24 protein-coding genes, 1 tRNA gene and 1 pseudogene are annotated in these 24,917 nt (G+C 68.0%); 13 read left to right on the top strand and 13 right to left on the bottom strand.

Annotation, left to right across the window (positions count from 1 at the left end):
* Positions 1-248: 248 nt before the first annotated feature.
* On the bottom strand, positions 249-1,091 hold the full coding sequence (locus tag ACWDMM_RS18280; protein WP_323123893.1) for a methyltransferase domain-containing protein: 843 nt from the start codon (positions 1,089-1,091) through the stop codon (positions 249-251).
* Positions 1,092-1,410: 319 nt separating this feature from the next.
* Here ACWDMM_RS18280 and ACWDMM_RS18275 point away from each other — a divergent pair, with 319 nt between their 5' ends.
* Positions 1,411-2,229 (top strand): class I SAM-dependent methyltransferase, encoded by an 819-nt coding sequence (locus tag ACWDMM_RS18275; protein WP_195077716.1) that lies wholly within the window; start codon positions 1,411-1,413, stop codon positions 2,227-2,229.
* Between the two features lie 56 nt (positions 2,230-2,285).
* Here the strand turns inward: ACWDMM_RS18275 and ACWDMM_RS18270 are convergent, their stop codons facing one another.
* The 3 genes from ACWDMM_RS18270 to ACWDMM_RS18260 all read right to left on the bottom strand — a co-directional run bounded on the left by ACWDMM_RS18270 (position 2,286) and on the right by ACWDMM_RS18260 (position 4,265).
* On the bottom strand, positions 2,286-2,597 hold the full coding sequence (locus ACWDMM_RS18270) for a DUF3303 domain-containing protein (protein WP_195077717.1): 312 nt from the start codon (positions 2,595-2,597) through the stop codon (positions 2,286-2,288).
* Between the two features lie 222 nt (positions 2,598-2,819).
* A complete protein-coding gene (locus ACWDMM_RS18265; RefSeq protein WP_357205285.1) occupies positions 2,820-3,449 on the bottom strand; it encodes a hypothetical protein in 630 nt (209 codons plus the stop codon).
* Positions 3,450-3,692: 243 nt separating this feature from the next.
* On the bottom strand, positions 3,693-4,265 hold the full coding sequence (locus ACWDMM_RS18260; RefSeq protein WP_357205287.1) for a GNAT family N-acetyltransferase: 573 nt from the start codon (positions 4,263-4,265) through the stop codon (positions 3,693-3,695).
* 277 nt (positions 4,266-4,542) lie between these two features.
* Here ACWDMM_RS18260 and ACWDMM_RS18255 point away from each other — a divergent pair, with 277 nt between their 5' ends.
* A complete protein-coding gene (locus ACWDMM_RS18255; protein WP_357108891.1) occupies positions 4,543-4,851 on the top strand; it encodes a putative quinol monooxygenase in 309 nt (102 codons plus the stop codon).
* Here ACWDMM_RS18255 and ACWDMM_RS18250 read toward each other — a convergent pair.
* The gene (locus ACWDMM_RS18250; RefSeq protein WP_357108894.1) at positions 4,848-6,053 is read right to left on the bottom strand and encodes a helix-turn-helix domain-containing protein; all 1,206 of its coding nucleotides are present in this window, start codon (positions 6,051-6,053) and stop codon (positions 4,848-4,850) included. The genes ACWDMM_RS18255 and ACWDMM_RS18250 overlap by 4 nt on opposite strands.
* 167 nt (positions 6,054-6,220) lie before the next feature.
* On the opposite strand from ACWDMM_RS18250, the gene ACWDMM_RS18245 reads away from it, so the two are divergent.
* On the top strand, positions 6,221-6,514 hold the full coding sequence (locus ACWDMM_RS18245; RefSeq protein ID WP_357108897.1) for a hypothetical protein: 294 nt from the start codon (positions 6,221-6,223) through the stop codon (positions 6,512-6,514).
* A 376-nt stretch (positions 6,515-6,890) separates the two neighbouring features.
* Here the strand turns inward: ACWDMM_RS18245 and ACWDMM_RS18240 are convergent, their stop codons facing one another.
* The 5 genes from ACWDMM_RS18240 to ACWDMM_RS18220 all read right to left on the bottom strand — a co-directional run bounded on the left by ACWDMM_RS18240 (position 6,891) and on the right by ACWDMM_RS18220 (position 9,665).
* Complete coding sequence (locus ACWDMM_RS18240) at positions 6,891-7,811, bottom strand: DUF6615 family protein (RefSeq protein WP_357108900.1); 921 nt, start codon at positions 7,809-7,811, stop codon at positions 6,891-6,893.
* 116 nt (positions 7,812-7,927) lie between these two features.
* A tRNA-Val gene (locus ACWDMM_RS18235) sits at positions 7,928-7,999 on the bottom strand.
* A 17-nt stretch (positions 8,000-8,016) separates the two neighbouring features.
* On the bottom strand, positions 8,017-8,481 hold the full coding sequence (locus tag ACWDMM_RS18230) for a peroxiredoxin (RefSeq protein WP_067800944.1): 465 nt from the start codon (positions 8,479-8,481) through the stop codon (positions 8,017-8,019).
* A gap of 77 nt (positions 8,482-8,558) precedes the next feature.
* A complete protein-coding gene (locus ACWDMM_RS18225; RefSeq protein WP_039796889.1) occupies positions 8,559-8,981 on the bottom strand; it encodes a DUF3052 domain-containing protein in 423 nt (140 codons plus the stop codon).
* A gap of 126 nt (positions 8,982-9,107) precedes the next feature.
* On the bottom strand, positions 9,108-9,665 hold the full coding sequence (locus tag ACWDMM_RS18220) for a hypothetical protein (RefSeq protein ID WP_195077720.1): 558 nt from the start codon (positions 9,663-9,665) through the stop codon (positions 9,108-9,110).
* A gap of 214 nt (positions 9,666-9,879) precedes the next feature.
* On the opposite strand from ACWDMM_RS18220, the gene aceE reads away from it, so the two are divergent.
* From aceE to ACWDMM_RS18185, 7 genes are all read left to right on the top strand, one after another.
* Positions 9,880-12,795: a pyruvate dehydrogenase (acetyl-transferring), homodimeric type gene (gene aceE, locus ACWDMM_RS18215; RefSeq protein ID WP_397070030.1), complete on the top strand. Its 2,916-nt coding sequence runs from the start codon at positions 9,880-9,882 to the stop codon at positions 12,793-12,795.
* Positions 12,796-12,806: 11 nt separating this feature from the next.
* Positions 12,807-14,141 carry a PucR family transcriptional regulator gene (locus ACWDMM_RS18210; protein WP_323123891.1) on the top strand — a complete coding sequence of 445 codons (1,335 nt, stop codon included), beginning with the start codon at positions 12,807-12,809 and terminating at the stop codon, positions 14,139-14,141.
* 128 nt (positions 14,142-14,269) lie between these two features.
* Positions 14,270-15,184 (top strand): ACP S-malonyltransferase, encoded by a 915-nt coding sequence (locus tag ACWDMM_RS18205; protein ID WP_357108904.1) that lies wholly within the window; start codon positions 14,270-14,272, stop codon positions 15,182-15,184.
* A gap of 122 nt (positions 15,185-15,306) precedes the next feature.
* On the top strand, positions 15,307-15,609 hold the full coding sequence (acpM, locus tag ACWDMM_RS18200; RefSeq protein ID WP_039796877.1) for a meromycolate extension acyl carrier protein AcpM: 303 nt from the start codon (positions 15,307-15,309) through the stop codon (positions 15,607-15,609).
* A gap of 10 nt (positions 15,610-15,619) precedes the next feature.
* Positions 15,620-16,870, top strand: coding sequence for a KasA/KasB family beta-ketoacyl-ACP synthase (locus ACWDMM_RS18195; protein WP_195077722.1), 1,251 nt, complete (start codon positions 15,620-15,622; stop codon positions 16,868-16,870).
* A gap of 122 nt (positions 16,871-16,992) precedes the next feature.
* The gene (locus tag ACWDMM_RS18190) at positions 16,993-18,426 is read left to right on the top strand and encodes an acyl-CoA carboxylase subunit beta (RefSeq protein ID WP_195077723.1); all 1,434 of its coding nucleotides are present in this window, start codon (positions 16,993-16,995) and stop codon (positions 18,424-18,426) included.
* 233 nt (positions 18,427-18,659) lie between these two features.
* Positions 18,660-19,145 (top strand): winged helix-turn-helix transcriptional regulator, encoded by a 486-nt coding sequence (locus ACWDMM_RS18185; RefSeq protein WP_195077724.1) that lies wholly within the window; start codon positions 18,660-18,662, stop codon positions 19,143-19,145.
* Between the two features lie 20 nt (positions 19,146-19,165).
* On the opposite strand, the gene ACWDMM_RS18180 is transcribed toward ACWDMM_RS18185, so the two are convergent.
* A complete protein-coding gene (locus ACWDMM_RS18180) occupies positions 19,166-19,852 on the bottom strand; it encodes a nitroreductase (protein WP_195077725.1) in 687 nt (228 codons plus the stop codon).
* 182 nt (positions 19,853-20,034) lie between these two features.
* Here ACWDMM_RS18180 and ACWDMM_RS18175 point away from each other — a divergent pair, with 182 nt between their 5' ends.
* Positions 20,035-21,975 (top strand): Eco57I restriction-modification methylase domain-containing protein, encoded by a 1,941-nt coding sequence (locus ACWDMM_RS18175; protein WP_449938498.1) that lies wholly within the window; start codon positions 20,035-20,037, stop codon positions 21,973-21,975.
* Here the strand turns inward: ACWDMM_RS18175 and ACWDMM_RS18170 are convergent.
* Positions 21,898-22,299: pseudogene (locus ACWDMM_RS18170) on the bottom strand (TetR/AcrR family transcriptional regulator); the annotation flags it as partial. The gene ACWDMM_RS18175 and the pseudogene ACWDMM_RS18170 overlap by 78 nt on opposite strands.
* A gap of 343 nt (positions 22,300-22,642) precedes the next feature.
* On the opposite strand from ACWDMM_RS18170, the gene ACWDMM_RS18165 reads away from it, so the two are divergent.
* Positions 22,643-23,455 (top strand): SDR family NAD(P)-dependent oxidoreductase, encoded by an 813-nt coding sequence (locus tag ACWDMM_RS18165; RefSeq protein WP_449938495.1) that lies wholly within the window; start codon positions 22,643-22,645, stop codon positions 23,453-23,455.
* A gap of 107 nt (positions 23,456-23,562) precedes the next feature.
* Complete coding sequence (locus tag ACWDMM_RS18160; protein WP_449938492.1) at positions 23,563-24,558, top strand: GAF domain-containing protein; 996 nt, start codon at positions 23,563-23,565, stop codon at positions 24,556-24,558.
* A 24-nt stretch (positions 24,559-24,582) separates the two neighbouring features.
* Here the strand turns inward: ACWDMM_RS18160 and ACWDMM_RS18155 are convergent, their stop codons facing one another.
* Positions 24,583-24,768, bottom strand: a complete 186-nt coding sequence (locus ACWDMM_RS18155) for a hypothetical protein (protein WP_039803648.1) — start codon at positions 24,766-24,768, stop codon at positions 24,583-24,585.
* Between the last annotated feature and the right edge of the window lie 149 nt (positions 24,769-24,917).

Here is a 24,917-nt window from a genome sequence, read left to right as displayed (position 1 = left end):
GATCATCCATTCGGCCGGGTCCGGTAGCTCGTTGTCGCTGCATCGGTTTCGGGTCAAGCGCGTTCGGAGGGGGGACATCGGCGCACCGAGCAATGCGGACAGCTGGTCCTCGACACCGATGTAGTTGTGGTCGTGCTCGGCGCCGACACGGCTAGGCGTAACGCGACGATGACCGTTGGCGCCGCTCCGGCGATCGTCGTGAGCGGACTCGTCCCGCTTTGTCGCGTCGTCGTTTCGCGGCAGTCGCGTCAACGGGCTCGGTGACCGAGCACGGCGAACATGGTGACCGACAGGTGGTAGTCGCCTTCGGCGATGCCTGCCTCCATGGTGGCCAGCAGGTCTCGTCCTTCCTGCTCGGTGATCGCGCCGCTGGTGCTCGCGGACGCGATCATCTGAGTGAACAAGGGACGGGCGGTTTCCGGGTTCCAGATCACCGCCTCCGATCCCATGTCGTCGATGGTGAAACCGGCGGCGGTGAGCAGGCCGCGAAGGTGGCGGCCCGACGCGGGGTTGGGGGTGGTCTCGAGCATCGCCTTCGTCAGACGGGTGACCACCTCGGGGTCGCCGGGATGGGCGATCACGGTGTGCCAGTCGGTGTCGATGAGCAGTACGCGACCGCCCGGTCGCAGCACGCGGGTGATCTCGGCGGTGGCGGCCGCCGGGTCGTCGAGGTGCTGGTAGACCCGTTCACAGCGCACCGCGTCGAAGTAGCCGTCCGGGAACGGCAGGTGATACGCGGTGCCCTCGACGAAACGGGCGGGGGAGTCCGCCGTCTCGGCGCGCCCACGGGCGATGGCGAGCATCGCGGGGTTCGGGTCGACCCCGACCGCCTCCCCGCCGGGCCCGACCCGGCCCGCCAATTCGATCACCTCGGTGCCCGTCCCGGCCCCGATATCCAGTGCGCGTTCGCCCGGCTGGACGTCCAGCACTTCGTGCCCCCATGCCCGCATTCTCCGGATACCCGGCAGCGCCGCTTGGAGATCGAGGATGCCGACCAGCACGGCCATCGGGTCGTCGGCATCAGCCTGTGATGTATCCGGAATCGCGCTTTCGTGAAAAGACGGGAGGGGCGGCGCGGACTCGCTCGGCATATCACGACACTAACCCCGCGCCACCACTGACGACAGCACCCCGCCCCGGCTCCCGCCCCGCATCCGCGCGAGTGGCACATGGCTGCGGCGAAACGCGAGAAGCCCCCACGATGGTGTGCCACTCGCGAAGCTGGTGAGAACTCCGGGGCAGCGCGCCCGGGTACCGTTTGCCGCGAGCTTTGCCGGGTAGACATCTGGGCGGCCGGCTTGCGCGCAGCCGCGAGGCGGAGGGACGGCTCTCGGCGCGGACGGGGCAGGCCGGAACGAATTCGATGGCTTTCGGCGGCATCCACCGACCCGACCACCAAGGGAGCGTCAGATGACCGAGCCTGGATCAGCGGACCTGAAGCGGCGGCATCGCGCGATGTGGGCGCTGGGCGACTATTCGTCCATCGCCACCGAAGTCATCCCCGGACTGGGCCGGCGTCTGGTCGAGGTCTGCGGGATCGGTCCGGGGCAGCGGGTGCTGGACATCGCGGCCGGATCCGGGAATGCCGCCATCCCCGCGGCCGAGGCCGGTGCGGACGTCGTGGCCAGCGACCTCACGCCGGAGCTGTTCGAGGCCGGGCGGCGTATCGCCGCCGCGCGGGGAGTCGAGCTGCGGTGGCAGGAGGCCGACGCCGAGGCGTTGCCTTACGCCGATGCGGAGTTCGACGCCGTGGTCTCGTGCGTCGGCATCATGTTCGCGCCGTTCCATCAGGCGGCGGCGGACGAACTGGTGCGCGTGACCAAGCCCGGCGGCACCATCGGGTTGATCAACTGGACGCCCGACGGATTCATCGGGCAGATGTTCGCCACCATGAAGCCGTTCGCTCCGCCGCCCCCGCCCGGCGCACAGCCACCGCCGCTGTGGGGCGACGAGGCGCACGTGCGGTCGCTGTTGGGCGATCGTGTCGCCGGACTGGAGCTGCGACGTGAAAAGGCCGTCATCGACCGCTTCGCCGACGCGGCCGAGTTCCGTGATTTCTTCAAGTCCTACTACGGCCCGACGGTCGCGGTGTACAAGGCCATCGGTGCGGAGCCCGACCGCGTCGCGCAACTGGATCGGGCACTCGTCGATCTCGCCGCCCGGCACGACGCGGGCAGCGGGCGGATGGAGTGGGAATACCTCCTTATCACCGGACGTCGCTCGGATTGAGCAGCGCCGACCGCACTTCGTCGGCGTGCACGACGTCAGTATGAGTCCGATCGAATTCAGGCGATCGACGCCCTGAACTCCGCGCCTTCCTGGACTCCCTGCGCGGCTTCGGCAATATCGACGACGGGGTAGATCTGGTAGTCCGCGAAAAAGGCGAACTTATTGGGAGCGTCCGCCAAGTCCGCCGCATTGTCGGTCTCCACCACCGCGAACCCACCGCTGCCGTCGAGTCTGCCGACGAGCTGGTGGTAGGTCGTGGTGGTGAGCGGTTTCCAATTCGCGAACACATCCAAGGCGCGCCGGATACTCGCCTCGTTCTCCGGTGCGGAGCCGGTCCATCGGTAAGTCCACGAAACCACGTACTTCATTTCATCCTCCCTTGGATACCGCAAGCTGAATGGGTATCTCGTCCTCAGGGTTTCCCCGCACGTGGACACCACCTACTTTGCTCGGGGGAGGCTCGAGAGGATATCAACCCTCGGGCCGGAATCTTTCGACTCCAGCGCTCGGGCACTGCGAGGGGAGGCCATGACCCTGCATACGATGACGACGTTCCGGCAAAGCCCGGTGAGAGCGTCGAGCGCGGCGATTCAGGAAACCGGGCGGGCAGGGCGATGGCGTGCGGGATCATACTGCTCGAAATACGACTCGCCCACGGCGAACATTCCGCGTTGCGGTAGCCAGAAGTCGCCCAATCTGGCCTGCTCGGCCAGAGGTCCCGGCGGGCCGATATCTGTTCCGTCGATCCGGGCCGTGCTGTCCTCCACGGTCCACAGCATTCGGGGATTGGCCAGGAACCATTGACCATTCGGGGAAGTGCCGCTGAGACGCACCCGCCCGAGACCGAGCGCCGGACCCGCCACCCGCGACATGAGCGCCAAGACGGCGGGACGCCGCCATAAAGCGGCGGGCATCATGCGACCGAGGCCGGTCATCGCGGCGGTAGCCACCGACCGTCCCAGCTCCAGATCCCACTCGATCCGGTCGCCCACCCGCACGGTGAACGCGGCGGGCCCCGTCCAATCCACCGAGATGTCCTCTACTCGCGCGTCCTCGAGTGCTGACCCGAAGTAGCGGGCGCAGCTGGTCGCCGGGGAAACACTGCTGTAGATCACCCATTTTTCCTCGGGATCTCGATGCCACACCGCGTCGTATCCCGCGCCGACCGAACTGGCGGGAAAATGCCGCAGGGCCAAGTAGTGACCGCTGACGAAAGGCATTCCCATCACTCCGTAGCCGGAAAATCGCTCATCCTCCGCACCCGGCGGGAGTGTTTTGTCGATGGCGGCAATTGATCGTGGACTGTCGGTCATCACCGACCTCCTGGAGGAGTGGTTTCCGTACCGAGCATTTTACGTCCGCCGCATAGAGGGGCCGGTGCGACTCGATACGCGGCCGGTAGTGGGCGCAGTAACACGCGAGTAAGGCAAGTTCCGCGATGCGAAGTGTGGGGTCCGTGTGCTTCATGGTCGCGCAGTCGCCTGTTCGGCGCAGCGGGGCGACCGTCGGACATGGACGACGGTGTCGACCCAATACCGCCGTGCCGGACCGAGCTGGGTGTCCACGATCCGCTCGAGCACGCCGCCCTGGCGTTCGATGGTCTTCGCCGAGGCGACGTTGTCGGCCGCGCAGACGATCAGCACCCGGTCCATGCCCAGCTTCCCGGCCTCGTCGAGCATCCGGCCGAGCGCCCAACAGGCCAGTCCGCGCCTGCGCGCGGAGGGCCGGATGCCGTAGCCGATATGACCGGCCCACCGCACGAAGTCGTCGAACCCGTGCCGCAGCGCGATCCCGCCGACCACCCGCTCGCCCTCGATGATCCACCGATAGGTGCACCGCACCCGGCCGGTCCCGGCCCATGCCTCACTCGATTCGCCGGCCAACCGGTCCACCCAGGCCGCGAAACCGGCGGGCGAACGCACCTCGTCGTACGGCCGCAACCCGAAACCATCCTCATGCGGACCGGGACCCCACTCCCGATGCGCCTCGAGCCAGGCCGCATGCAGACGTGTCGTCGGAGCGATCAACGCGGGCATATCGCGACGATACCGATCCGGCCGCCCAGGACCAGGGCAAAGGACGATGCGGAAAGCGCTCCGGCGGCGCTCCTGTACGGAGCAGTATCCAAGAAGACAGCTCGTCCTTCGCGGGCAGGCCCACCAGCTGACCAGAGCCAGGCACCGAGAACCGTGCCGACCAGGCCAACGTCATCGCCACGACGCCGCGGAACCCCCTTGTCTTTATCCAGACCGATCAGACTCGCTCGCCCCGCGCCGACACGTCCCTACCGACGCGCTGCGGTACCGTCTGCGAATGTTCGCACTCGTGGTGAAATTCGACTTGATCGACGCCGATAAGGCGGAAGCGTTCGACCAACTTGTCGCCGAGACCGTCGAGGCCATTCGCAGCCATGAGCCCGCCACGCTCGTATACGCCACTCACACAGTCGAGGGTGAGCCGCTGTCACGGGTCTTCTACGAGGTGTATCGAGATCGGGCCGCGTTCGATGAACATGAGCGGCAGCCGCATACCCGGCGCTTCCTCGACCGGCGCGGCGAGTTCATCGAGTCGTTCCGCGTCGAATTCCTGACCCCGGCGGCAGCCAAGGGGCTGCCCTACTAGAGCCGGTTCGTGATTCCGCACCACACGGCGAATCCGTGCACGGTGTCGACGCTGCGCGCCTCTGCGCGTGCCAGCGCTCGCACCGTCTCGTGGACACCGGGGCTGTAACGGGTCTGTGCCGGCGCGATGGACTTCGCCGTCAACAGCGCGTTGAGAGAAGCGCGCCGATCACCGTGCAGCAGGTAGGCGCGGGCAAGGTCGATGTAGTGGTGTCCGGCGCGTTCCTTGGGCGCGTCGGCAGGAATCACGAGCGTGCGAGCGCGGTTCAATGCCTCGGCGCCGTCCATGGCCTCGACGGCGAGCGCGACGCTCCAGATGCCGACGTTGATGGGGCCGAACGACAGGATCGCGTCGCGGTCGTCGCCGACGCGCCGGGCGGCCGCACGTGCTTCGGCGAGGTGCTGGTCGGCGAGGTCGCGTTTGCCTGATCGGGAGGCGGCGAGCCCGGATTGCAGGTGCAGGCCACCCCAGGCGATCAGATCCTCCCGCCGTCCTTCGCCGAGCCGCGGTTCGATGTTCGCGCGACAGCGTTCGAGGAACAACAGCGCGGCCGTCCAGTCGCCGCCCGAGGTGAGCAACGCGGCGCGCTGGAACTGCGCGGTCGCCCGCCACAGCGGGTGATCGGCTTCGGCGGCAGCCCACGTTATCCGGTCGACCGCCAGCGCGGCCAAGTCCGCATAGCCGAGCTTGTGCGCGAGAGAGTGCACCGAGTAGTACAACTCGCACAGCATCACCAGGGCGCGATCCCGATCGGTACCGCCGGTGCGGTGCGCGACGGCGCGAACTTCGCCGAGCAGTGCAGGCAGCATGTCGCCGAGCCGGTGGAACGAAGCGTTGCGTCGATACCGGCACACCTGTTCGACATCAGCGGCGATTTCCGCCAGCCCACGTGGTTGGAGGACGGCGGCGTTGTCGATGTCGTAGGCGGCCAGCTCGGTGCGTAGGACTGCGATCGCGCTGTGCACCTCGACGTCTGCCGGGGCAGGTGGGAACGGCTGGCCGTTGAGTTCGGCGACCGACACACGCAACGCCTTGGACACCGAGCCGAGAAACGCCGGTGTGGCGGGTACGCGGCCCTGCTCGACCGACTGGACCAGTCCGACCGACACGTTCGCCTTCGCGGCGAGCTGCCGTTGTGTCAGCCCACCCAGCTTGCGAGCTTGGGCTACCCGGGCCGCTACGCCGCTGCGGTTATCACTCATGGTCACCACTCCATCCTGAGTGCGCCGAGGCTCCAAGAGTACGAAAACCCTTCGGAGTTCGAGGGTGTCCGCGCTGCCAACGTATGCCTCAGCCCTCGCGCTGGGTCGAATTCGATTCCCCGGCGCGAGGGATTGCCAACGGACAGCAGAGACGGAAGGCGCAGGGGATGGACGCGATCGGCTGGATAGACCCGTCATCGCCGACACCGGATTGGGACGCAGCCCAGGTGCGGCGACTGGCGCGTCGACTGGGGTTCCCGCTGCACTGGGCGGACCCGAAATCGATATTGGGTCTGGTCGAACAGGTCACGGCGTGTGGCGCTGACGTGGTGTTGCTGCCGTCGTCGGCGCACATAGACGCCGTCACCCTGGACCGGCTGATGGCCGTGGTCGATGTCGAATGCGCGACACCGCGAGCATCCTTCGCCAAGTGGCCCGCTCTCGGCGGGGTGCACCGATGAGCGGGGCCCAGATCGGCCTCGTATTCGTGATCGCAGTCCCCTTGGCGGTGGTGTTCGCCATGATCTTCTGGCCATCCGACTACGGCTGACCCTCCTGCGGTGATCGAACGTGCATAGCCTGCTGGTCTGCGGCGGACACTCTTCCGAAGGTGCAGAAGTGGGAACTGTCAAGCGGGGCGCAGAAGGGATCGAACCCCCGACCGCTGGTCGACTCAGCTTGGGTGGGTGGCGACGCGGGAACCTGGCTTCCAGCCTGTTGAAGGTTTATATCTTGCCCGTCTAACGTGCCGGGGAGGGGCAGCGGACTCCCACTAGTGCGTCCACGTGGCAGTCGGTGTGGACGGCGAAGGCATATGCGCACAGGACAGGGCCGGAATCAATCCTGATTGCGAGCAGTGTTGTGGTCGAGCGGTACGACCACAACACGCTTGGCAGGTAGGAATCCGTAATCGCGAAACATGCCGATGTCCGCCCCATCGGAGCGACCAGCAAGGATGATCTGCACATACTCTGGTAGGCGTTCGCGGCGGCGCTCGGGGTGAGCAGCAAGCTCGGTTTCGCCGCCGGACATCGGCGCTGTCGCGTGCGTGGTGGCCGTCGTGAGACTTTCTTGGAGAAGATCGAGCTCGGTTCTGTGGTCTTGCGAGTCTGGTGCAGATGCGATCGTGAACAACTCCGACCACGGCACTGAATGCTCCAGATAGCGTGGAACGCTCGACCGAGTAGGGCCGCCAACTGAGTGAAGGCTCGCCACACGGTAGGTCGATAGGGCCGCGCAACCCCACGCCCTCGCCCCATAACGTGGCCCGTAGCGTGGCCAGAAATCGTTCAGCTCCAGGGCCGCGAGGTCGAGCCTCGTGCCGCTTCGACGGGCGAACCGACTCGCTTCCCAGCCGTTGTAGAAGACGTGAAACGGGAAAATGTATCCTGCCATTCTGCAGCTGCTTATGAGCGTGTCATATTGATACTTGCCCTGGTGCACGCCCCTTTTGGCGCCCGGGTGGTCGAGTTGCTTATAAGTCGTAGCGAAGACCCGTTTCGCTTGGATACGCAGGCACAGCCAGCCTTCGCTGTCTGATCCGATCCACCACTCCCAGTCGGCCCCGACTGTATGTTCTCGCTGTCGGGTGTACTTGTGAACATGCAGGTCTGGAAACAAGCGTCGCAGCTCGAGCAAGTTGCGATCGGTAGTTGTCTCCTCGTCCAGGGAGAGCCGGTACCGGGAACTGTCTGCGTAGTCCTGCCAGGTCCGTACCGCGAGCCAGTTCATCGCGGAACACAGGTCCACAAGATTCACTCGGCCCCCTCGACCGGGTTGAGAGTCATCTCGCTGGGATGTTTGTCCCATGTTCGGAGTGACATGGGGCAAACACCCATGCTGGATGGCCTGTCGTCTACCTGCAGCTATACCGGTGGGCGCAGAGGGGATCGAACCCCCGACCGCTGGTGTGTAAAACCAGAGCTCTACCGCTGAGCTATACGCCCGTGCCGTTACCGGCGGCTTATGAATCTAGCGCGGCGAGCGCTTTCTCCCAAGCTGCCTGGTCACGGGGTTCGCCGGGGCCGTTCATCTCGGCGAAGCGGATGTAGCCCTCGCGGTCGACGACGAAGGTGCCGCGGTTGGGGTAGCCCGATTTCTCGTTGAAGACGCCGTAGGCCTGGGCGACCGCCCCGTGCGGCCAGAAGTCCGACAGCAGCGGGAAGGTGTAGCCCTGTTCGGCGGCCCAGATCTTGTGGGTGGGCGGCGGGCCGACCGAGATCGCGAGGATCTCCGCGTTGTCGTTCTGGAACTTGGGCAGCTCGTCGCGCACCTTGCACAGCTCGCCCTGACAGATGCCGGTGAAGGCGAGCGGGTAGAACACGATCAGGACGTTCTTCTTCCCCCGGTAGTCCGACAGGCTGACTTCCTGGTTGTTCTGGTCCTTCAGCGTGAAATCCGGCGCGACAGTGCCAACCTCGAGCGGCATAGCGAATCCTCCATCGTGTCGGGTCTCCACCGGGCGGGCGTGCGGCGCCGCCCTGGTGGAAACCATAGCGCGGTGGCTCAGCGCTGCTTCGAGGGTGCCTTGGGCTGCACGAGTCGGCTGCCGGTCCACGAGCCGAGGCTGATCGCCGAGGTCTGCGTGAGACCGGCGGTCGGTGCGGATTCGGCGATTTCACTCGGCTCGACATGGCCGGGTTGCCCGGTCTTGGGCGTGAGCACCCAGACGAAACCGTCGTCGGCGAGGGGGGCGATGGCGTCCATCAGAGCGTCGACCAGATCCCCGTCCCCGTCGCGCCACCACAGCAGCACGACATCGATCACCTCGTCGGAGTCCTCGTCGACGAGTTCACCGCCGATCGCGTCCTCGACATCGGCCCTCAGATCGTCGTCGACGTCCTCGTCCCAGCCCAATTCCTGGACAACCAAGCCGTGTGAAATGCCAAGCTTCTGAGCGTAGTTCTGCGCGTCCGCCGCGGCGACCACGGTGGTGTCCTCCTCAACTCCCGACAGTAGATAGTTGCAAGCGAACATGGTTATGGGCTTCAGCGCAAGCCGATCGGGCGAAATAGGTACCGAATGTCGCGTTGCGATGGTGTGTCAAGGGCCTTCTCAGCGCTTCGGGCACGAGTCGCGCACGGCGTTGCGCGCGTCGTTGACCCGCTTGCTGGCGTCGTTGAGCGCCGCGACCGGGGCGGTGTAGGTCATCTTGCGGGTCTCGGCGGCCAGCGCGCGGGCGGCGTTGACATATTCGGTGAACAGGGCCGCCAGATCCGGGGGTAGCGCGTCCTTCGCGGAACTCACGCCGCTTTCCACCTTGTTGGCGGCGTCCTCGAGGGTCTGCACCGCCGAGTCGCGTTTGGCGACGTAGTCCGGCGCGTTCGAATCGTGCGCGTCGACGAACTCGTTGTATCTGCCGACGCCGGCGCCGGTGATGGTGGGGAACTGGCCGCAATTGTCGGAGATGGCCTTGGCCTGGGCCGCCGCGCGCCGGGAAGAGGTCGCCGCCGCCGACGATGACGCCGCCTCGGTCTTGTATGCCGCCAGATCGCTCGTGTTCGGACCCGCCACGCCTTCCACCCGGTTGGCGCACCCCGCGACGACCACTCCGACGGCGACCGCGCCGGTGGCGCACACCATTCCGAACCCGCGTGGGTTCAGCAGCTTCATCGTCCTCCCGCTCCTCAGGGCTGCCACGCTCGACATGCTCACCTTGCCTGTCGAACGGTACTGGATTTCCGGCTGACATGATGATTTGGGACGCGCCATCGGCAAGGATGGATGGTGCGCCCGAACCTTTCGTTTACGGGCGGTCCGCCAACCAGCGAACCCGCCCGGGGATACCGACGCCATCAGCATGTCCACCCCTGTACGAGGAGCAGATTTGACCGACCTGATCCACTCTTCCGCACCGGCGAAATCCGCCGGTACCAGCTCCGCTCCCGCGCCCGCAGCGAGCCGTGATCCGAATGGGTCGCACGCGCCGCAGCCGGCCGGACGGGTGCGGGTGATCCGCGAAGGGGTGGCGTCCTACCTACCGGACATCGACCCGGAGGAAACCAGCGAATGGCTAGAGTCGTTCGACGAGATGCTCGACCGGGAGGGCCCCGGCCGTGCGCGTTACCTCATGCTCCGTCTTCTGGAGCGGGCCGGTGAACGTCGGGTCGCCATCCCGTCGCTGACCTCCACCGACTACGTCAACACCATTCCCACCGAGAACGAGCCGTGGTTCCCCGGCGACGAGGAGGTGGAGCGCCGCTTCCGCGCCTGGATCCGCTGGAACGCCGCGATCATGGTGCATCGCGCCCAGCGCCCCGGCATCGGCGTCGGCGGCCACATCTCGACCTACGCGTCCTCGGCGGCGCTCTACGAGGTCGGCTTCAACCACTTCTTCCGCGGCAAGGACCACCCCGGCGGCGGCGACTCGATCTTCATCCAGGGCCACGCCTCGCCGGGCATCTACGCCCGCGCGTTCCTGGAGGGCAGGCTGTCGACCGATCAGCTCGACGGTTTCCGCCAGGAGTACAGCAACGGCGGCCCCGGCCACGGCCTGCCGTCCTACCCGCATCCGCGGTTGCTGAACAACTTCTGGGAGTTCCCCACGGTGTCCATGGGTCTCGGCCCGATGAACGCCATCTACCAGGCGCGGTTCAATCACTACCTGCACGATCGCGGCATCAAGGACACCTCCGATCAGCACGTCTGGGCGTTCCTCGGCGACGGCGAGATGGACGAGCCGGAGTCGCGCGGTCTCGCGCACGTCGCGGCCATGGAGGGTCTGGACAACCTGACCTTCGTGGTGAACTGCAACCTGCAGCGCCTGGACGGCCCTGTACGCGGCAACGGCAAGATCATCCAGGAGCTGGAGTCGTTCTTCCGCGGCGCGGGCTGGAACGTCATCAAGGTGATCTGGGGCCGGGAGTGGGACGCGCTGCTGGGCGCCGACCGCGACGGCGCGCTGGTGAACCTGATGAACAGCACCCCCGACGGTGACTACCAGACCTACAAGGCCAACGACGGCGCGTACGTCCGCGACCACTTCTTCGGCCGCGACCCGCGCACCAAGGCGCTGGTGCAGGATCTGTCCGACCAGGAGATCTGGAACCTCAAGCGCGGCGGCCACGACTACCGCAAGGTGTACGCCGCCTACGCGGCCGCGATGGCGCACAAGGGCCAGCCGACGGTGATCCTGGCCAAGACCATCAAGGGCTACACCCTGGGCAAGCACTTCGAGGGCCGCAACGCCACGCACCAGATGAAGAAGCTGACCCTGCAGGACCTCAAAGACTTCCGCGACCTGCAGCGCATCCCGATCAGCGACGCCGAGCTGGAGAAGGATCCCTACCTGCCGCCGTACTACCACCCCGGTATGGAGGCCCGCGAGATCCAGTACATGCTCGACCGGCGCAAGGCGCTCGGCGGGTTCCTGCCCGAGCGGCGCGCCGCGGCCAAGCCGCTGAAGCTGCCCGGCGACGAGGCCTACCGCTCGGTGCGCAAGGGGTCGGGCAAGCAGAACGTCGCCACCACGATGGCGCTGGTGCGGCTGATGAAGGAGCTGCTGCGGGACAAGGAGATCGGCAAGCGGATCGTCCCGATCATCCCCGACGAGGCCCGCACCTTCGGTATGGACTCGTGGTTCCCTTCGTTGAAGATCTACAACCGCAATGGGCAGTTGTACACCTCCGTCGACGCGGAATTGATGCTTGCCTACAAAGAGAGCGCCGTCGGGCAGATCCTGCACGAGGGCATCAACGAGGCCGGGTCGACGGCGTCGTTCACCGCGGCGGGCACCTCCTACGCCACGCACGGCGAGCCGATGATCCCGCTGTACATCTTCTACTCGATGTTCGGCTTCCAGCGCACCGGCGACGGACTGTGGGCGGCCGCCGATCAGCTCGCCCGCGGCTTCGTGCTCGGCGCGACCGCAGGACGCACCACGCTGACCGGTGAGGGCCTGCAGCACAACGACGGGCACTCGCTGCTGCTGGCCTCGACCAACCCGGCCGTGGTGACCTACGACCCGGCGTTCGCGTTCGAGATCGCCCACATCGTGCGCGACGGCCTGCGCCGCATGTACGGCGGCGGCACCCCGCCGCAGGGCTCGGCACCGCTGCCGGGCACCCACCCGCACGGCGATCCCGGCGAGTTCGGCGGCGAGGACATCTTCTACTACATCACCCTCTACAACGAGCCCTACCCGCAGCCCGCCGAGCCGGAAGACCTCGACGTCGCCGGTCTGCTCAAGGGCATCTACCTGTACCAGCGCGGAGGCGAGGGCGACGTGCGCGCCCAGATCCTGGTCTCCGGCGTCACCGTGCCGGACGGCCTGCGCGCGCAGGCGCTGCTCGCGCAGGAGTGGGGCGTGCAGGCGGACGTGTGGTCGGTGACCTCGTGGGGCGAGCTCCGCAAGGAGGCGCTGGACAAGGAGATCGCCGCGCTGCGCGACCCGGGCGCCGAGCCGGGGGTTCCGTACGTCACCGAGGCCCTGTCGCGGGTCGAAGGTCCGTACGTGGCCGCGACCGACTGGATGCGGGCGGTGCCCGACCAGGTCCGCAAGTGGGTGCCCGGTGACTTCACCACGCTCGGCACGGACGGTTTCGGCTTCTCCGACACCCGCCCGGCCGCGCGGCGGGTGTTCAACGTCGACGCGCAGTCCATCGTGGTGGCCGCGCTGGCCGGGCTCGGCCGCACCGGCAAGCTCGACCCGGCGAAGGCCGCGGAGGCGGCGGCGAAGTACGGCATCGCCGACGTGGACGCCGCGCCGAAGGCGGCGGTGAGTTCGGACGAAGACCTCGCATAGCGGAATATTGGATGGTGGACCGTAAACCGCCGCGGCCGCGACGGATCTCCGAGGGCTCTTCCGAGCACGAGGTGTATCTGCCGACGGGCGCGCTCTCCCCGAACCGGCAGACCCGCGACCCTCTTCCGGACACGCTGCTCAAACGCGTGAAGCAGTTCTCCGGCCGCCTCTCCACCGAGGCGGTGGGGTCGATGCAGGATCGGTTGCCGTTCTTCGCCGATCTGGACGCCGCGCAGCGCGCCGGCGTGCAGATGCTGGTGCAGACCGCGGTGGTGAACTTCCTGGAATGGCTCCAGGACCCCGACAGCGACATCCGGTTCAGCCTGGACGCCTTCCAGGTGATCCCGCAGGATCTGGCGCGGCGGCTGACGCTGCGCCAGACCGTGGACATGGTCCGCGTCGCCATGGAGTTCTTCGAGCAGTGGCTGCCCGCGCTGGCGCGCAACGACCGGCAGCTGGTCGCGCTGACCGAGGCGGTGCTGCGGTACGGGCGTGAGCTCGGCTTCGCCGCCGCCTCGGTGTACGCCAGCGCCGCCGAGTCGCGCGGCGCGTGGGACACCCGGTTGGAGGCGCTCGTCGTCGACGCCGTGGTGCGCGGCGACACCGGCCCGGACATGCTCTCCAGGGCCGCCACGCTGAACTGGGACGCCACCGCACCGGCGACGGTGCTGGTGGGCACGCCGCCCGGCGAGCAGGGCGTCTCGTCGGTGGGGGCGGTGCATTCCATCGCGGCGCGGCACGGGCGGGCCGCGCTCGCGGTGGTGCAGGGCACCAGGCTGGTGATGGTGGTCTCCGGGCATCTGGGCGAGACCGCGCATATCTCCCCGTTCCTGGCCGACCTGCTCGCCGAGGTGTTCTCCGACGGCCCGGTGGTGATCGGGCCGACCACCCGCACGCTGGGCGCGGCCCACGCCAGCGCGGTGGAAGCGCTGGCCGGGATGGAGGCCGTGGTGGGCTGGCGCGGGGCGCCGCGACCGGTGCATGCGGCGGAATTGCTGCCGGAACGCGCTTTGTTGGGTGATCGAGCTGCGATCGACGCGCTGAACGAGTACCTTGTCCTACCGTTGGCCGCGGCGGGGTCGTCGCTGGCGGACACCCTCGATGCCTATCTGGATTGCGGTGGTGCGGTCGAGACGTGTGCGCGTCAGCTGTACGTCCATCCAAATACGGTGCGGTACCGCCTCAAGCGAATCGCCGAGATCACCGGCCGTGATCCGATGAACCCACGAGACGCTTATGTGCTCAGGATCGCCGCAACAGTGGGTCGTTTGACACGAACCCGTAACGAATCGTCATCTCCTGCCCCAGAGGTCACTTCGATCGCGTTGGGTCCCGACGGCTTGTAACGCGCCGAGGGAATCGGTCGATTCGGACAGCCCACGTGGTCTTTTGTGGAACCCCCACAAAAGCGCTTCCGAACCTTCATCCGCGTCGACATCTCGTGCGGCCCGCCTCACAGTGTTTTCTTAGAGGCGTGATCGCGTTGTTCGCCCCTGGACAGGGCTCTCAGACACCCGGCATGCTCGCGCCTTGGCTCGACCTTCCCGGCGCGAACGAGCGCCTCACGCTGTGGTCCAAGGCTTCGGGCCTGGACCTGGTCCGTCTCGGCACCACCGCGACGGCCGAGGAGATCACCGACACCGCCGTGACCCAGCCGTTGGTGGTCGCCGCCGCGCTGCTGGCGTTCGCGGAGATCTCGCCCGAGGAGCTTCCCGCCGCTACCATCGTTGCCGGGCACTCGGTCGGTGAACTCGCCGCCGCCGCGGTCGCCGGAGTCATCTCCGCCGACGACGCGGTCCGGCTGGCCGCGATCCGCGGAGCGGAGATGGCCAAGGCGTGCGCACTGGAGCCGACCGGTATGTCCGCGGTGCTCGGCGGCGACGAGGCCGCCGTGCTCGAACGGCTCACCGAACTCGACCTCGTTCCGGCCAACCGCAACGCGGTGGGTCAGATCGTGGCGGCGGGCCGGTTGGACGCTCTGGCCGAGCTCGCCGCGAACCCTCCGGAGAAGGCCAGGGTTCGGGCGCTGCCCGTCGCTGGCGCGTTCCACACGGCGTTCATGGCTCCGGCGCAGGATGCTGTGACCGAAGCCATAACGAAGATCACGCCGAACGAGCCGACAAGGACCTTGCTCTCGAACTTCGACGGCAAGCCGGTCGCGTCCGGACAGGACGCGATCGACAAGCTCGCCGCGCAGGTCACCCGGCCTGTTCGCTGGGATCTGTGCACCGAGACCGTCCGGCGGGCCGGCGTCGCGGCGGTGGCGGAGCTTCCGCCGGCGGGCACCCTCGTCGGCATCGCCAAAAGGGAACTGAAGGGCACGCCCACGCTGGCCCTGAAGACCCCGCAAGACCTCCCCGCGTTGGCTGAGCTGACCGTCTCCGGCTAGCTTTCCTGCGCGACCATGCATCGCACGATGCGAGGTCGTGACCGAGAGGCGGTAACTATTACCGCGCTCGATCCGAAAAAAACCAGTAGAGCCCTACAAAGTATCAAGAAGGGAGCCACGAAGTGGCCGCTCTGACCCAGGAACAAATCGTCGAGGAACTCGGCAAGATCATCGAAGAGGTGACCGGCATCGAGCCCTCCGAGGTGACGATCGAGAAGTCCTTCGTCGATGACCTGGACATCGACTCGCTGTCCATGGTCGAGATCGCGGTTCAGACCGAGGACAAGTACGGCGTGAAGATCCCCGACGAGGATCTGGCCAGCCTGAAGACGGTCGGCGACGCCGTCAACTACATCCAGAAGCTCGAGGCCGAGAACGCTGAGGCGGCGGCCGAGCTCAAGGCCAAGTTCGACAACGCCGAGTAGGGCCGAAACTGTGACCACTCCTTCCACCTTGAACGGGAACTTCCCCAACGTCGTCGTAACCAGCCTTGCGGCGACCACGTCGATCGCGGGTGACGTCGATGCGACGTGGAAGGGACTCCTCAACGGCGAGAGCGGCATCGACGTTCTCGAGGATTCCTTCGTCGAGGAATACGATCTTCCGGTCCGCATCGGCGGTCACCTGAAGGTCCGGCCCGACACCCTGCTGTCTCGTGTCGAATGTCGGCGCATGGCCTACGTCGAGCAGCTCGCGACCGTGCTCGGTCGCGAGGTCTGGCGCAACGCGGGCAGCCCGGAAGTCGACCCGGAGCGGCTGGGTGTGGCCATCGGCACCGGATTGGGAGGCGGCGACGCCCTCATCGATTCCGTGGACAAGCTGAAGAACGGCGGCTACCGCAAGATCTCGCCGTTGGCTGTGCAGATGGTCATGCCGAACGGCCCTTCGGCCGTTGTCGGCCTCGAATTGAAGGCCAGGGCAGGAGTGGTCACTCCGGTCTCGGCATGCTCGTCCGGCTCCGAGGCCATCGCCAACGCCTGGCGGATGATCGTCATGGGTGACGCGGACATCGTCGTCACCGGTGGCGTCGAGGGCTTCATCGACGCGGTGCCGATCGCGGCGTTCACCATGATGCGCGCCATGAGCACCCGCAACGACGACCCGAAGGGCGCCTCGCGTCCGTTCGACAAGGATCGCGACGGTTTCGTCTTCGGCGAGGCGGGCGCGCTGATGGTCATCGAGACCGAGGAGCACGCGAAGGCTCGCGGCGCGACCATCCACGCGCGTCTGCTCGGCGCGGGCATCACCTCCGACGGCTTCCACCTCGTCGCCCCCGATCCGACGGGTGACGGCGCCGCGCGGGCGATGACCAGGGCGATGCAGTCCGCGGGTCTGACCAAGAAGGACATCACGCACATCAACGCGCACGCGACCGCGACGCCGATCGGCGACACCGCCGAGGCGAACGCGATCAACAAGGCCGTCGGCACGCACGCCTCGGTGTACGCGCCCAAGTCGGCGCTCGGCCACTCGATCGGCGCCGTCGGCGCCCTGGAGTCCGTGCTGACCGTGCTGTCCATCCGCGACGGCATCGTTCCGCCGACGCTCAACCTGGAGAACCAGGATCCGGAGATCGATCTCGACGTGGTGAAGGGCGAAGCCCGCCGCCAGGAGATCGAGTACGCGATCAACAACTCCTTCGGATTCGGTGGGCACAACGTGGCGCTCGCCTTCGGTCGGGCATAGCCGCGCGATCGACTGCACAACGATTCCGGCGGGGCCGGCCATCTCGATTGGCTCGGCCCCGCCGTGTTTCGACATACGCAGCCGCGGCAGCGGCACGCTCTTTGAAATGAGGAGACAACGCGATGACAATCATCGCTCCCGCGTTGCACCAGGAGACGGCGACCGACCCGCGCGATCCGCTCGGCCGGCTCCAGCGCTTCTTCGATCCGGGCACCATTCTTCCGCTCCACCCGCGTGACAAGTCCGGCGTGCTCGCCGCCATCGGCGAGGTGGACGGCGTCCGCACCGTCGCCTACTGCTCCGACGCCACCGTCATGGGCGGCGCGATGGGCGTGGAGGGCTGCAAGCACATCGTCGACGCGATCGACACCGCCATCGACTCCGGTGTCCCCGTGGTCGGCCTGTGGCACTCCGGTGGCGCTCGCCTTGCCGAGGGTGTCGAGGCGCTGCACGCGGTCGGCCAGGTCTTCGAGGCCATGGTCCGCGCGTCCGGCCTGGTCCCGCAGATCTCCGTGGTGCTCGGCTTCGCGGCGGGCGGCGCCGCCTACGGCCCGGCGCTGACCGACATCGTGATCATGGCTCCGGAGGGCCGCGTCTTCGTGACCGGCCCGGACGTGGTGCGCAGCGTGACCGGCGAGCAGGTCGACATGGCCACTCTCGGCGGGCCGGAGACGCACGGTAAGAAGTCCGGCGTCACCCACATCGTGGCCGACGACGAGTCCGACGCGCTGCACCGCGCGCGCAGGCTGGTGTCGATGTTCGCCGAGCAGGGCGAATTCGATCTGGTCGCGGCCGAGCACGGCGACGTGGACCTGAAGGCCATGCTGCCGGAGTCGGCCAAGCGCGCCTACGACGTCAAGCCGATCATCAACGAGCTGCTCGACAACGTCGACGGCGAGTCGTCGTTCGAGGAATTGCAGGGCGGGTACGCCCGCAGCATCGTCACCGGTCTCGGTCGCCTCGGCGGCCGCACCGTCGGCGTGCTGGCGAACAACCCCATTCGGCTGGGCGGCTGCCTGAACTCCGAGAGCGCGGAGAAGGCGGCGCGCTTCGTGCGGCTGTGCGACGCGTTCGGTATTCCGCTGATCGTGATCACCGACGTTCCGGGGTACCTGCCCGGCGTCGGCCAGGAGTGGGAAGGCGTCGTGCGGCGCGGCGCGAAGCTGCTGCACGCGTTCGCCGAGGCGCGCGTTCCGCGGGTCACGCTGGTCACCAGGAAGATCTACGGCGGCGCCTACATCGCGATGAACGCCCGCTCGCTCGGCGCGACGGCGGTCTACGCGTGGCCGGGTTCGGAGGTGGCCGTCATGGGCGCCAAGGCCGCGGTCGGCATCCTGCACAAGAAGGCTCTCGCGGCCGCGCCGGAGGAGGAGCGCGAAGCGCTGCACGAGCGGCTCACCGCCGAGCACGAGCGCATCGCGGGCGGTGTGGAGCGCGCCATGGCCATCGGCGTCGTCGACCAGGTCATCGACCCGGCGAAGACCCGCAGCATCATCGCCGCCGCGCTGGCCGCGGCCCCGGCCCGCGCCAGCCACCACAAGAACATTCCGCTCTGAACTACGCGCTGAAGCGGGCCCGGCACACGTGGGTTCACGCGGTCGTCGCAACGCTCTCGAATCGGGAGATTGCGGCGACCGTGTCGGTTTGCGGGGCCCGCTTCGCGTTCGGCGACTTCGTATCCCGGCGGCGGTGTGGACTCGATGGTTTTGGGGTGTCGCACGCAGTCCGAGCGGCGAAATCGTGAGGTCTCACGGGGCGGGAGCGGCTCGATGGTCGGTAGCATCGGGAGGTGCGCTACGAAGAACTGGCCGATGTGCCGTGCTCGATCACGCGCCCGCTCGTGATCTTCGGTGACCGCTGGACGTTGCTGATTCTCAAGTCGTGCTTCTCCGGCATCCGTCGGTTCAACGCGTTCCAGAGCGCACTCGGTATCTCGCGCAGCAGACTGCAGGATCGTCTGGACCGGCTGATCGAGCACGGCATCCTCGTCAAGCAGAAGGCCGCCGTCGGCGCGCACGAGGAGTACCGCCTCACCCCCAAAGGCCACGACATCTACCCGATTCTGCTGGCCATCCGCGATTGGGGCGACACCTATATGGCCCCCGAAGGCCCCCCGGTGCGGTACAACCATCACGATTGCACGGGCGAGGCGCACGTCCGGCTCGAATGCGATTCGTGCGGAAGCGAACTCACCGCGCGCGATGTCACCCCGGCGCCGGGCCCCGGCTTGCTGGGCGTCACCGGCGCCGAGGCGACCGCGGGCAGCGCGCGCTAGCGGCGGGCGCGCCCTCGGGGTCAGTCGGCGAACCAGGTGGTGACTTCGTCGGCGTCGGCCCTGGTGGTGCGGAAGCCGTTGACCGGATGATCGAGGTCCGGATATCCGAACGAGATTCCGGCGACGACCTTGCGCTGCTCCGGGATGCCGAAGTACTCGCGGAGGAAGGGGGAGTAGGAGGCCAGTGCCGCCTGCGGCGCCGCGCCGAGCCCGAGGCTCTGCGCGCCCAACAGGAAACTGCCGATGTACAGGCCGCAGTCCACCGCCCCGTAGACGCCCAGATCGGCTTCGGTGGTCACGATCGCCACATGCGGGGCGTCGAAGAGTTCGAAATTCCGGACGGCCTGCCGCATGGTCTTCTCGTGATCGCCTTTGGCGATGCCGACGCTGTCGTACAGCTGCTTTCCGCACTCGCGCCTGCGGTCCCGATAGACGCCGGTGTACTGGGCGGGGAACTCGAAATCCGGCGCCGGTGTCGCCGTCGCGATGTGTTCGAGCAGTTCCTTCCGGAAGCGATCGGTTCCGGAGCCCTCCGTCACCACGACTTGCCAAGGCTGGGTGTTGCACCATGACGGCGTCCGCTGGGCCAGCCGCAACAGGGCGCGGATGGTGTCGCGCTCGACGGGCTGGGAGCGGAATTGCCTGCAGGTCCATCGGTCGTCGAGCACTCGGGCCAGCGTCGTGAAGTCGTCGGTCGTCACGGTCATTCCCCCGCCTCCTTTGGCAGTCTTATTTCGAGACCGAACGCTAGCATCGAATGCCGTGGCGCGAAAGCCGGGGGGATCCGCCGTCGCCGGAACGGGGCGAGTCGAGCGCGACGCGCGCGGTCGCGCAAAAGTGTTGCCCGCGTTGCGGCAACGGGCGCGGTCGCAGCAGGCAGAATCCCGATATGGCGTCCGAAGCTCCCGCCGCGCGGGACCGCAAACGGCACGGCAGGCATTACACGCCGCCCGTGCTGGCCCGGTTCCTCGCGCAACGGCTGCTGCGCCATGCCGAGCCGTCGGCCGCCGGCGTCCTGCGCGTGCTCGATCCGGCCTGCGGCGACGGCGAATTGCTGTTCGCCGTGCACCGTGAGGTGGCCGCCCGGTTTCCCGGCATCCGTCTGGTGTTGATCGGCTACGACCTGGACGCCCGCGCGCTCGCGATCGCCCGTAAGCGCGCCCGCGCGGCGGGGATCGCCGTGCACTGGCGCGAGGCGGACTTCCTCGCGGTCGAGGCGCGGCTCGCCGACGGCTCGTTCGACGCGGTGATCACCAACCCGCCGTATGTGCGAACCCAGCAGTTGGGTGGGCCGACCGCGCAGTTGCTGAGCAAACGATTCGGTCTGCGCGGGCGGATCGACCTGACCCACCCGTTCGTCGCGACGCTGCCCCGGCTGCTGGCCGCGGGAGGTGTGCTCGGCCTGCTGTGCGCCAACCGGTTCCTGACCACCAAGGCGGGCGCGAACATCCGGCGGCTGTTGCTGACCGATCTGGCTCCGGTCGAGCTGTACGACCTGGGAGACACCAAACTGTTCACCGCCGCTGTACTGCCCGCGATCACCATCGCGCGCCGCGAAAACCACGGCGAGGGCTGCCGCTATGCCTCCGCCTACGAGGTCACCGGCGAAACACCCGGTGCGAAGACGCTGTTCGAGGCGCTGCTCGACCCGGGCGGTTCGATCGTCCAGTACAACGGCCGTACCTTCGCCGTCGAGGTCGGCAGGTTGGCGACCGAGTGCGGGCCGCCCGCGGACGCCGGAGCCGGTCGTGGTCGCGAGGAGAGTCCTGGCGCCGCGCCGGAACGCACGGTGGGACGGAGGATTTCCCGGGGCGTGGCGCGGGAGCCGGAGACCGCGTGGCGGATGTCGCACGACGCGATCGATGCGTGGCTGGCGCGGATAGCGGGGGCGACCTGGCGCAGTTTCGGTGAGCTGGCGCGCATCCGGGTCGGCATCAAGACGACCGCCGACCGCGTGTTCATCTCCGACCGCTGGGCACAGGCCGACCCGTGTCCCGAGCCCGAACTGCTGCTCGACCTGATCACCCATCACGATCTGGCACCGTGGCGAGCCACCCGCGCCCGCGACGTGCGCGTGCTGTATCCCTACGACCTGGCCCGTGCCCGCCGCACGCCGATCGATCTCGGCCGGTACCCAGGCGCGGCCGCGTATCTGCGGTCGCATCGCGCGACGCTGGCCGGGCGTCGCTATGTCATCGACAGCGGTCGCGCCTGGTACGAGATCTGGGTTCCGCAGCGCCCGCACCTGTGGCGGCAGCCGAAGCTGGTCTTCCCGGACATCAGCGATCGGCCGCGTTTCGCGCTGGACAGTTCGGGCGCGGTGGTCAACGGCGACTGCTACTGGATCTCGCTGCCCGATCTGGCCGGTGCGCCCGCCGAGGCGACGCGCTTGGCCTATCTGCTGATGGGCGTGGCCAACTCGGCGCTCGGATTGCGGTTCTATGACGTGGTCTGCGGCAATCGGCTGTACTCGGGCAGGCGGCGGTGGATCACCCAGTACGTGTCCCGGCTGCCGGTGCCCGATCCGGCGACGGCCCGGTCGGCGCGCGTGATCGATCTGGTGCGCGAGTTCGTGGAGGGCCGGGCGGCGGACCCGGTGGCGCGGGCCGAGCTGGACGAGCGGGTGGCCGCGGCGTTCGGCGTCGGATCAGGCGCTGACCTGGACGCCGACCATCGGCAGCAGTGTGCGCCGGGCGAACTCGCGGGCCGCGTCCCGATCGCTGACCGGGATCAGGCCGTCGGGGGTGAGGGCCAGCGACAGCGCCAGCCGGGCCATGATCTCGGCGACCAGGTCGGCGTCGAAGTCGTGCGTGCCACCGGCATCCCGTAGCTCGCGCAGCTTCTCGGCCAGGTAGTCGCGGCCGACGGCGAGGATCGGGCCCGCCTCGGTGGTGAGCCGGGGCAGGATCAGGTCGGGCTCGGTGCGCAGCAGCCTGCGCAGCAGTTCGTTGCCCGCGATGGCGCTGATGAACGCGACGAAGATCTCGACCAGCTGATCGTCGTTGCCCGAGACGGTGTGCACCTGCTTCTCGATCGCCGCGACGAAGCGCTGCGCCTCCCGGACGCTGACCGCCTCGACCAGGTCGTTCTTGGATTCGTAGCGCCGGTACAGGGTGGCGGGGCTGATGCCGGCGCGGCGAGCGATCTCGCCCATGCTGGTCCGCTTGATGCCGAAGTCCAAGAAGGCCGACAGCGCGCTTTCCAGGAGCTTTTCGCCGTCGGCGACCGGCTTCTCGAGGATGCGCTGCAACATGGGCGAGATGGTTGGCATCGGATCTCCAGTAGGTTCGGCGCGGTCGCCGGGCGGTGGCCGGTGGGCGCGGCATCGCGACGGGTGACGGACGGGGAAGTCCATTATTTCATTGGGTGGGCGCGGCGTGACCCGGCATCGGCCGTCGGCGCGGTGACACGGAGTGGGTCGCGTGTCCAAAATCGGGGGGCTAGCCTGTGGTCGGCGTCCGGCCGCGCCTTCGGCCGGCGCGGAAAGGGGTTGAGCCATGGGGTATTTCGCGAACCGCGTGGTAGCGGTCACCGGCGCGGGCGCTGGAATCGGCCGGGCGTTGGCGGTGGCGCTGGCGGGTGCGGGGGCCTCGCTGGCGCTGTCGGACAAGTCGGCGCAGGCCGTGGCCGAGACGGGGGAGTTGTGCGCGGCCGTCGGCCGCGAGCCGTCGGTGAGCACGGTGGACGTCACCGATCGCGCGGCGGTGTTCGCGTACGCGGAGCGGACCGTCGCGCGATTCGGGCGGGTCGAGGCGCTGTTCAACAACGCGGGCATCCTGCACGTCGGCAGTGTGCTGGAGTCGCCGTTCGGTGACTTCGAACGGGTGATGGCCGTCGACTTCTGGGGTGTGGTCAACGGGACCAAGGCGTTCCTGCCCCATCTGCTGGCCGCCGAGCGCGCCCACATCGTCAATATGTCTTCGGCGTTCGGACTGGTGGCCGTCGCGCGGCACGCGCCGTACAACGCGGCGAAGTTCGCCGTGCGCGGCTTCACCGAGTCGCTGCGGCAGGACATGCGGGCGGCGGGCGGCTCGGTGCGGGTCACCGGGGTGTATCCCGGCGGCGTGCTCACCGGCATCGCCCGGTCGGCGAGCGTCGCGCCGGGCGTCGACGCGGCAGAGGTGGTGCGCCGATTCGAGGGACACGTGGCCAGGACCAGCCCGGCCGCGGCGGCGCGGAGCATCCTGCGCGGCGTCGCGCGCGGCGAGGCGAAGGTGCTGGTCGGCATCGACGCCGTCGCTGTGGACCTGGTCACACGAATCGCGGGGTCGTGCCACGAGAAGGTGCTGGACATGGTATTCCGTTCCTGACCGCACGCGGGTGGCGCGGTCGGCGACGGGGAGGGCGAAATGACAACCGGCCGAACATATTCCGAGTTACGGCGACTTGACGATGATGGCGCGCTGGGGTGCCTGTGGTGACGAAATGGCTTTTGCTCGAGTGCTTTTCGGGTGAGCCGGGGTGCGTGATCGCGGTGGGTTCCACGCCGAAGTCGTTCGTGCCGCTGGGCAATATCGTGCGCAATCCGCTGTCGCGGGCCGACGCGGAGGCGGCGTTGCGGCGGGTATGCGCCACCGGTGCGCCGGTCGCGCACGTCTCCGGTGACGGGCGGCGCACGGTGCGGGCCGAGCCGTTGCTCATCGCGCCCGGGCGGGCGCATGCCGTACGACTGTGGGTCGGTCCCCGGCAGGAGCCGGTCGCCGCGCCCGACCCGATGGGGGCGTGGTACTTCGATCTCACGAACAACCGGTCGGTGCGCAGCATCGACCTGCTGGACCTGTACGGCGTCGCGCCGCAGAACCGCGCCGCCGAACTGGCCATCGCGGGCGCGTTCACCCGGTTGGTCACCAACCGCGACGAGAGCGAGGCGCTGGCCAAGATCGTCAATTCCGCGCCCGGCACCGAACATCAGGCGGTCTGGACCATCCGGCGCGACGACGACGCCCTGCGCGCCGGGCATTTCGCCTGCCGGATCGTCGCCGAGCCGGATGACGCGGGCGAGCGGCGGGTGCTGCTGCGCGGCGTGACCCAGGACATCGGCGCGGCCACGGCCGTCTCCGCCGCTCCGCCGCCGACGATCCTCGAGTACACGGTGCTGGAGGCCGCCACCGAGCCCGGTGAGTACCGCGCGATCGTGGACCTGCGCTCGTTGCGGCTGATCCGGTGGATCGGGCCGCCCATGCCCGACGTCGCCTGGGCGGATCTGCCGGGACAGCCGAGACCGCAGATTCATACGGAAGATCTGGCGACCGCGAAGGCCATGTCGCGGGACCTGGCGCGGCGGCGCACCGAGGGAACGGTGCGTCTGCGCCGGGTGGACGGCAGCTGGCAACCGGTACGAATACGAGCCGCGTTGATGGCGCTGGATCAGCACACCACGGCCGGACTCGCCACGCTCACCGCGGAAACGTGACCCGCGGTGAGCGTGGCGGCGAAGTCATTGGCGCGGCAGATCCAGCTCGGCCATTTCCTTCTCGATCGCATTCGCGGCGAAATCGACACCGCGAGAACGTAATTCATGAACCCGGCGCTGGAGCGCCTCGACTCCGCCGGGTTGGGCCGCGATGTCGGCGACGCTGATCCGGCCCTTGGGCCCGTGCACACCCGACTGCACGTACGACACCGTGATACCTCCTGCCTGCACGCTCGCCCACCCACCGACCCGGGTGGGTTCCCCACTGCGCTACAAGTCGCACGACGACCGTGTCGACAGGAGAGCCCGGGTCGCCGGGCACGCTGGCTGAATGCTATCAGCGATCTTTATTGGACACT

This window comes from Nocardia sp. NPDC003726, from assembly GCF_053586955.1.
Note: the sequence above shows the minus strand (reverse complement) of the source record. Positions and strands in the feature narration are given on the sequence as shown.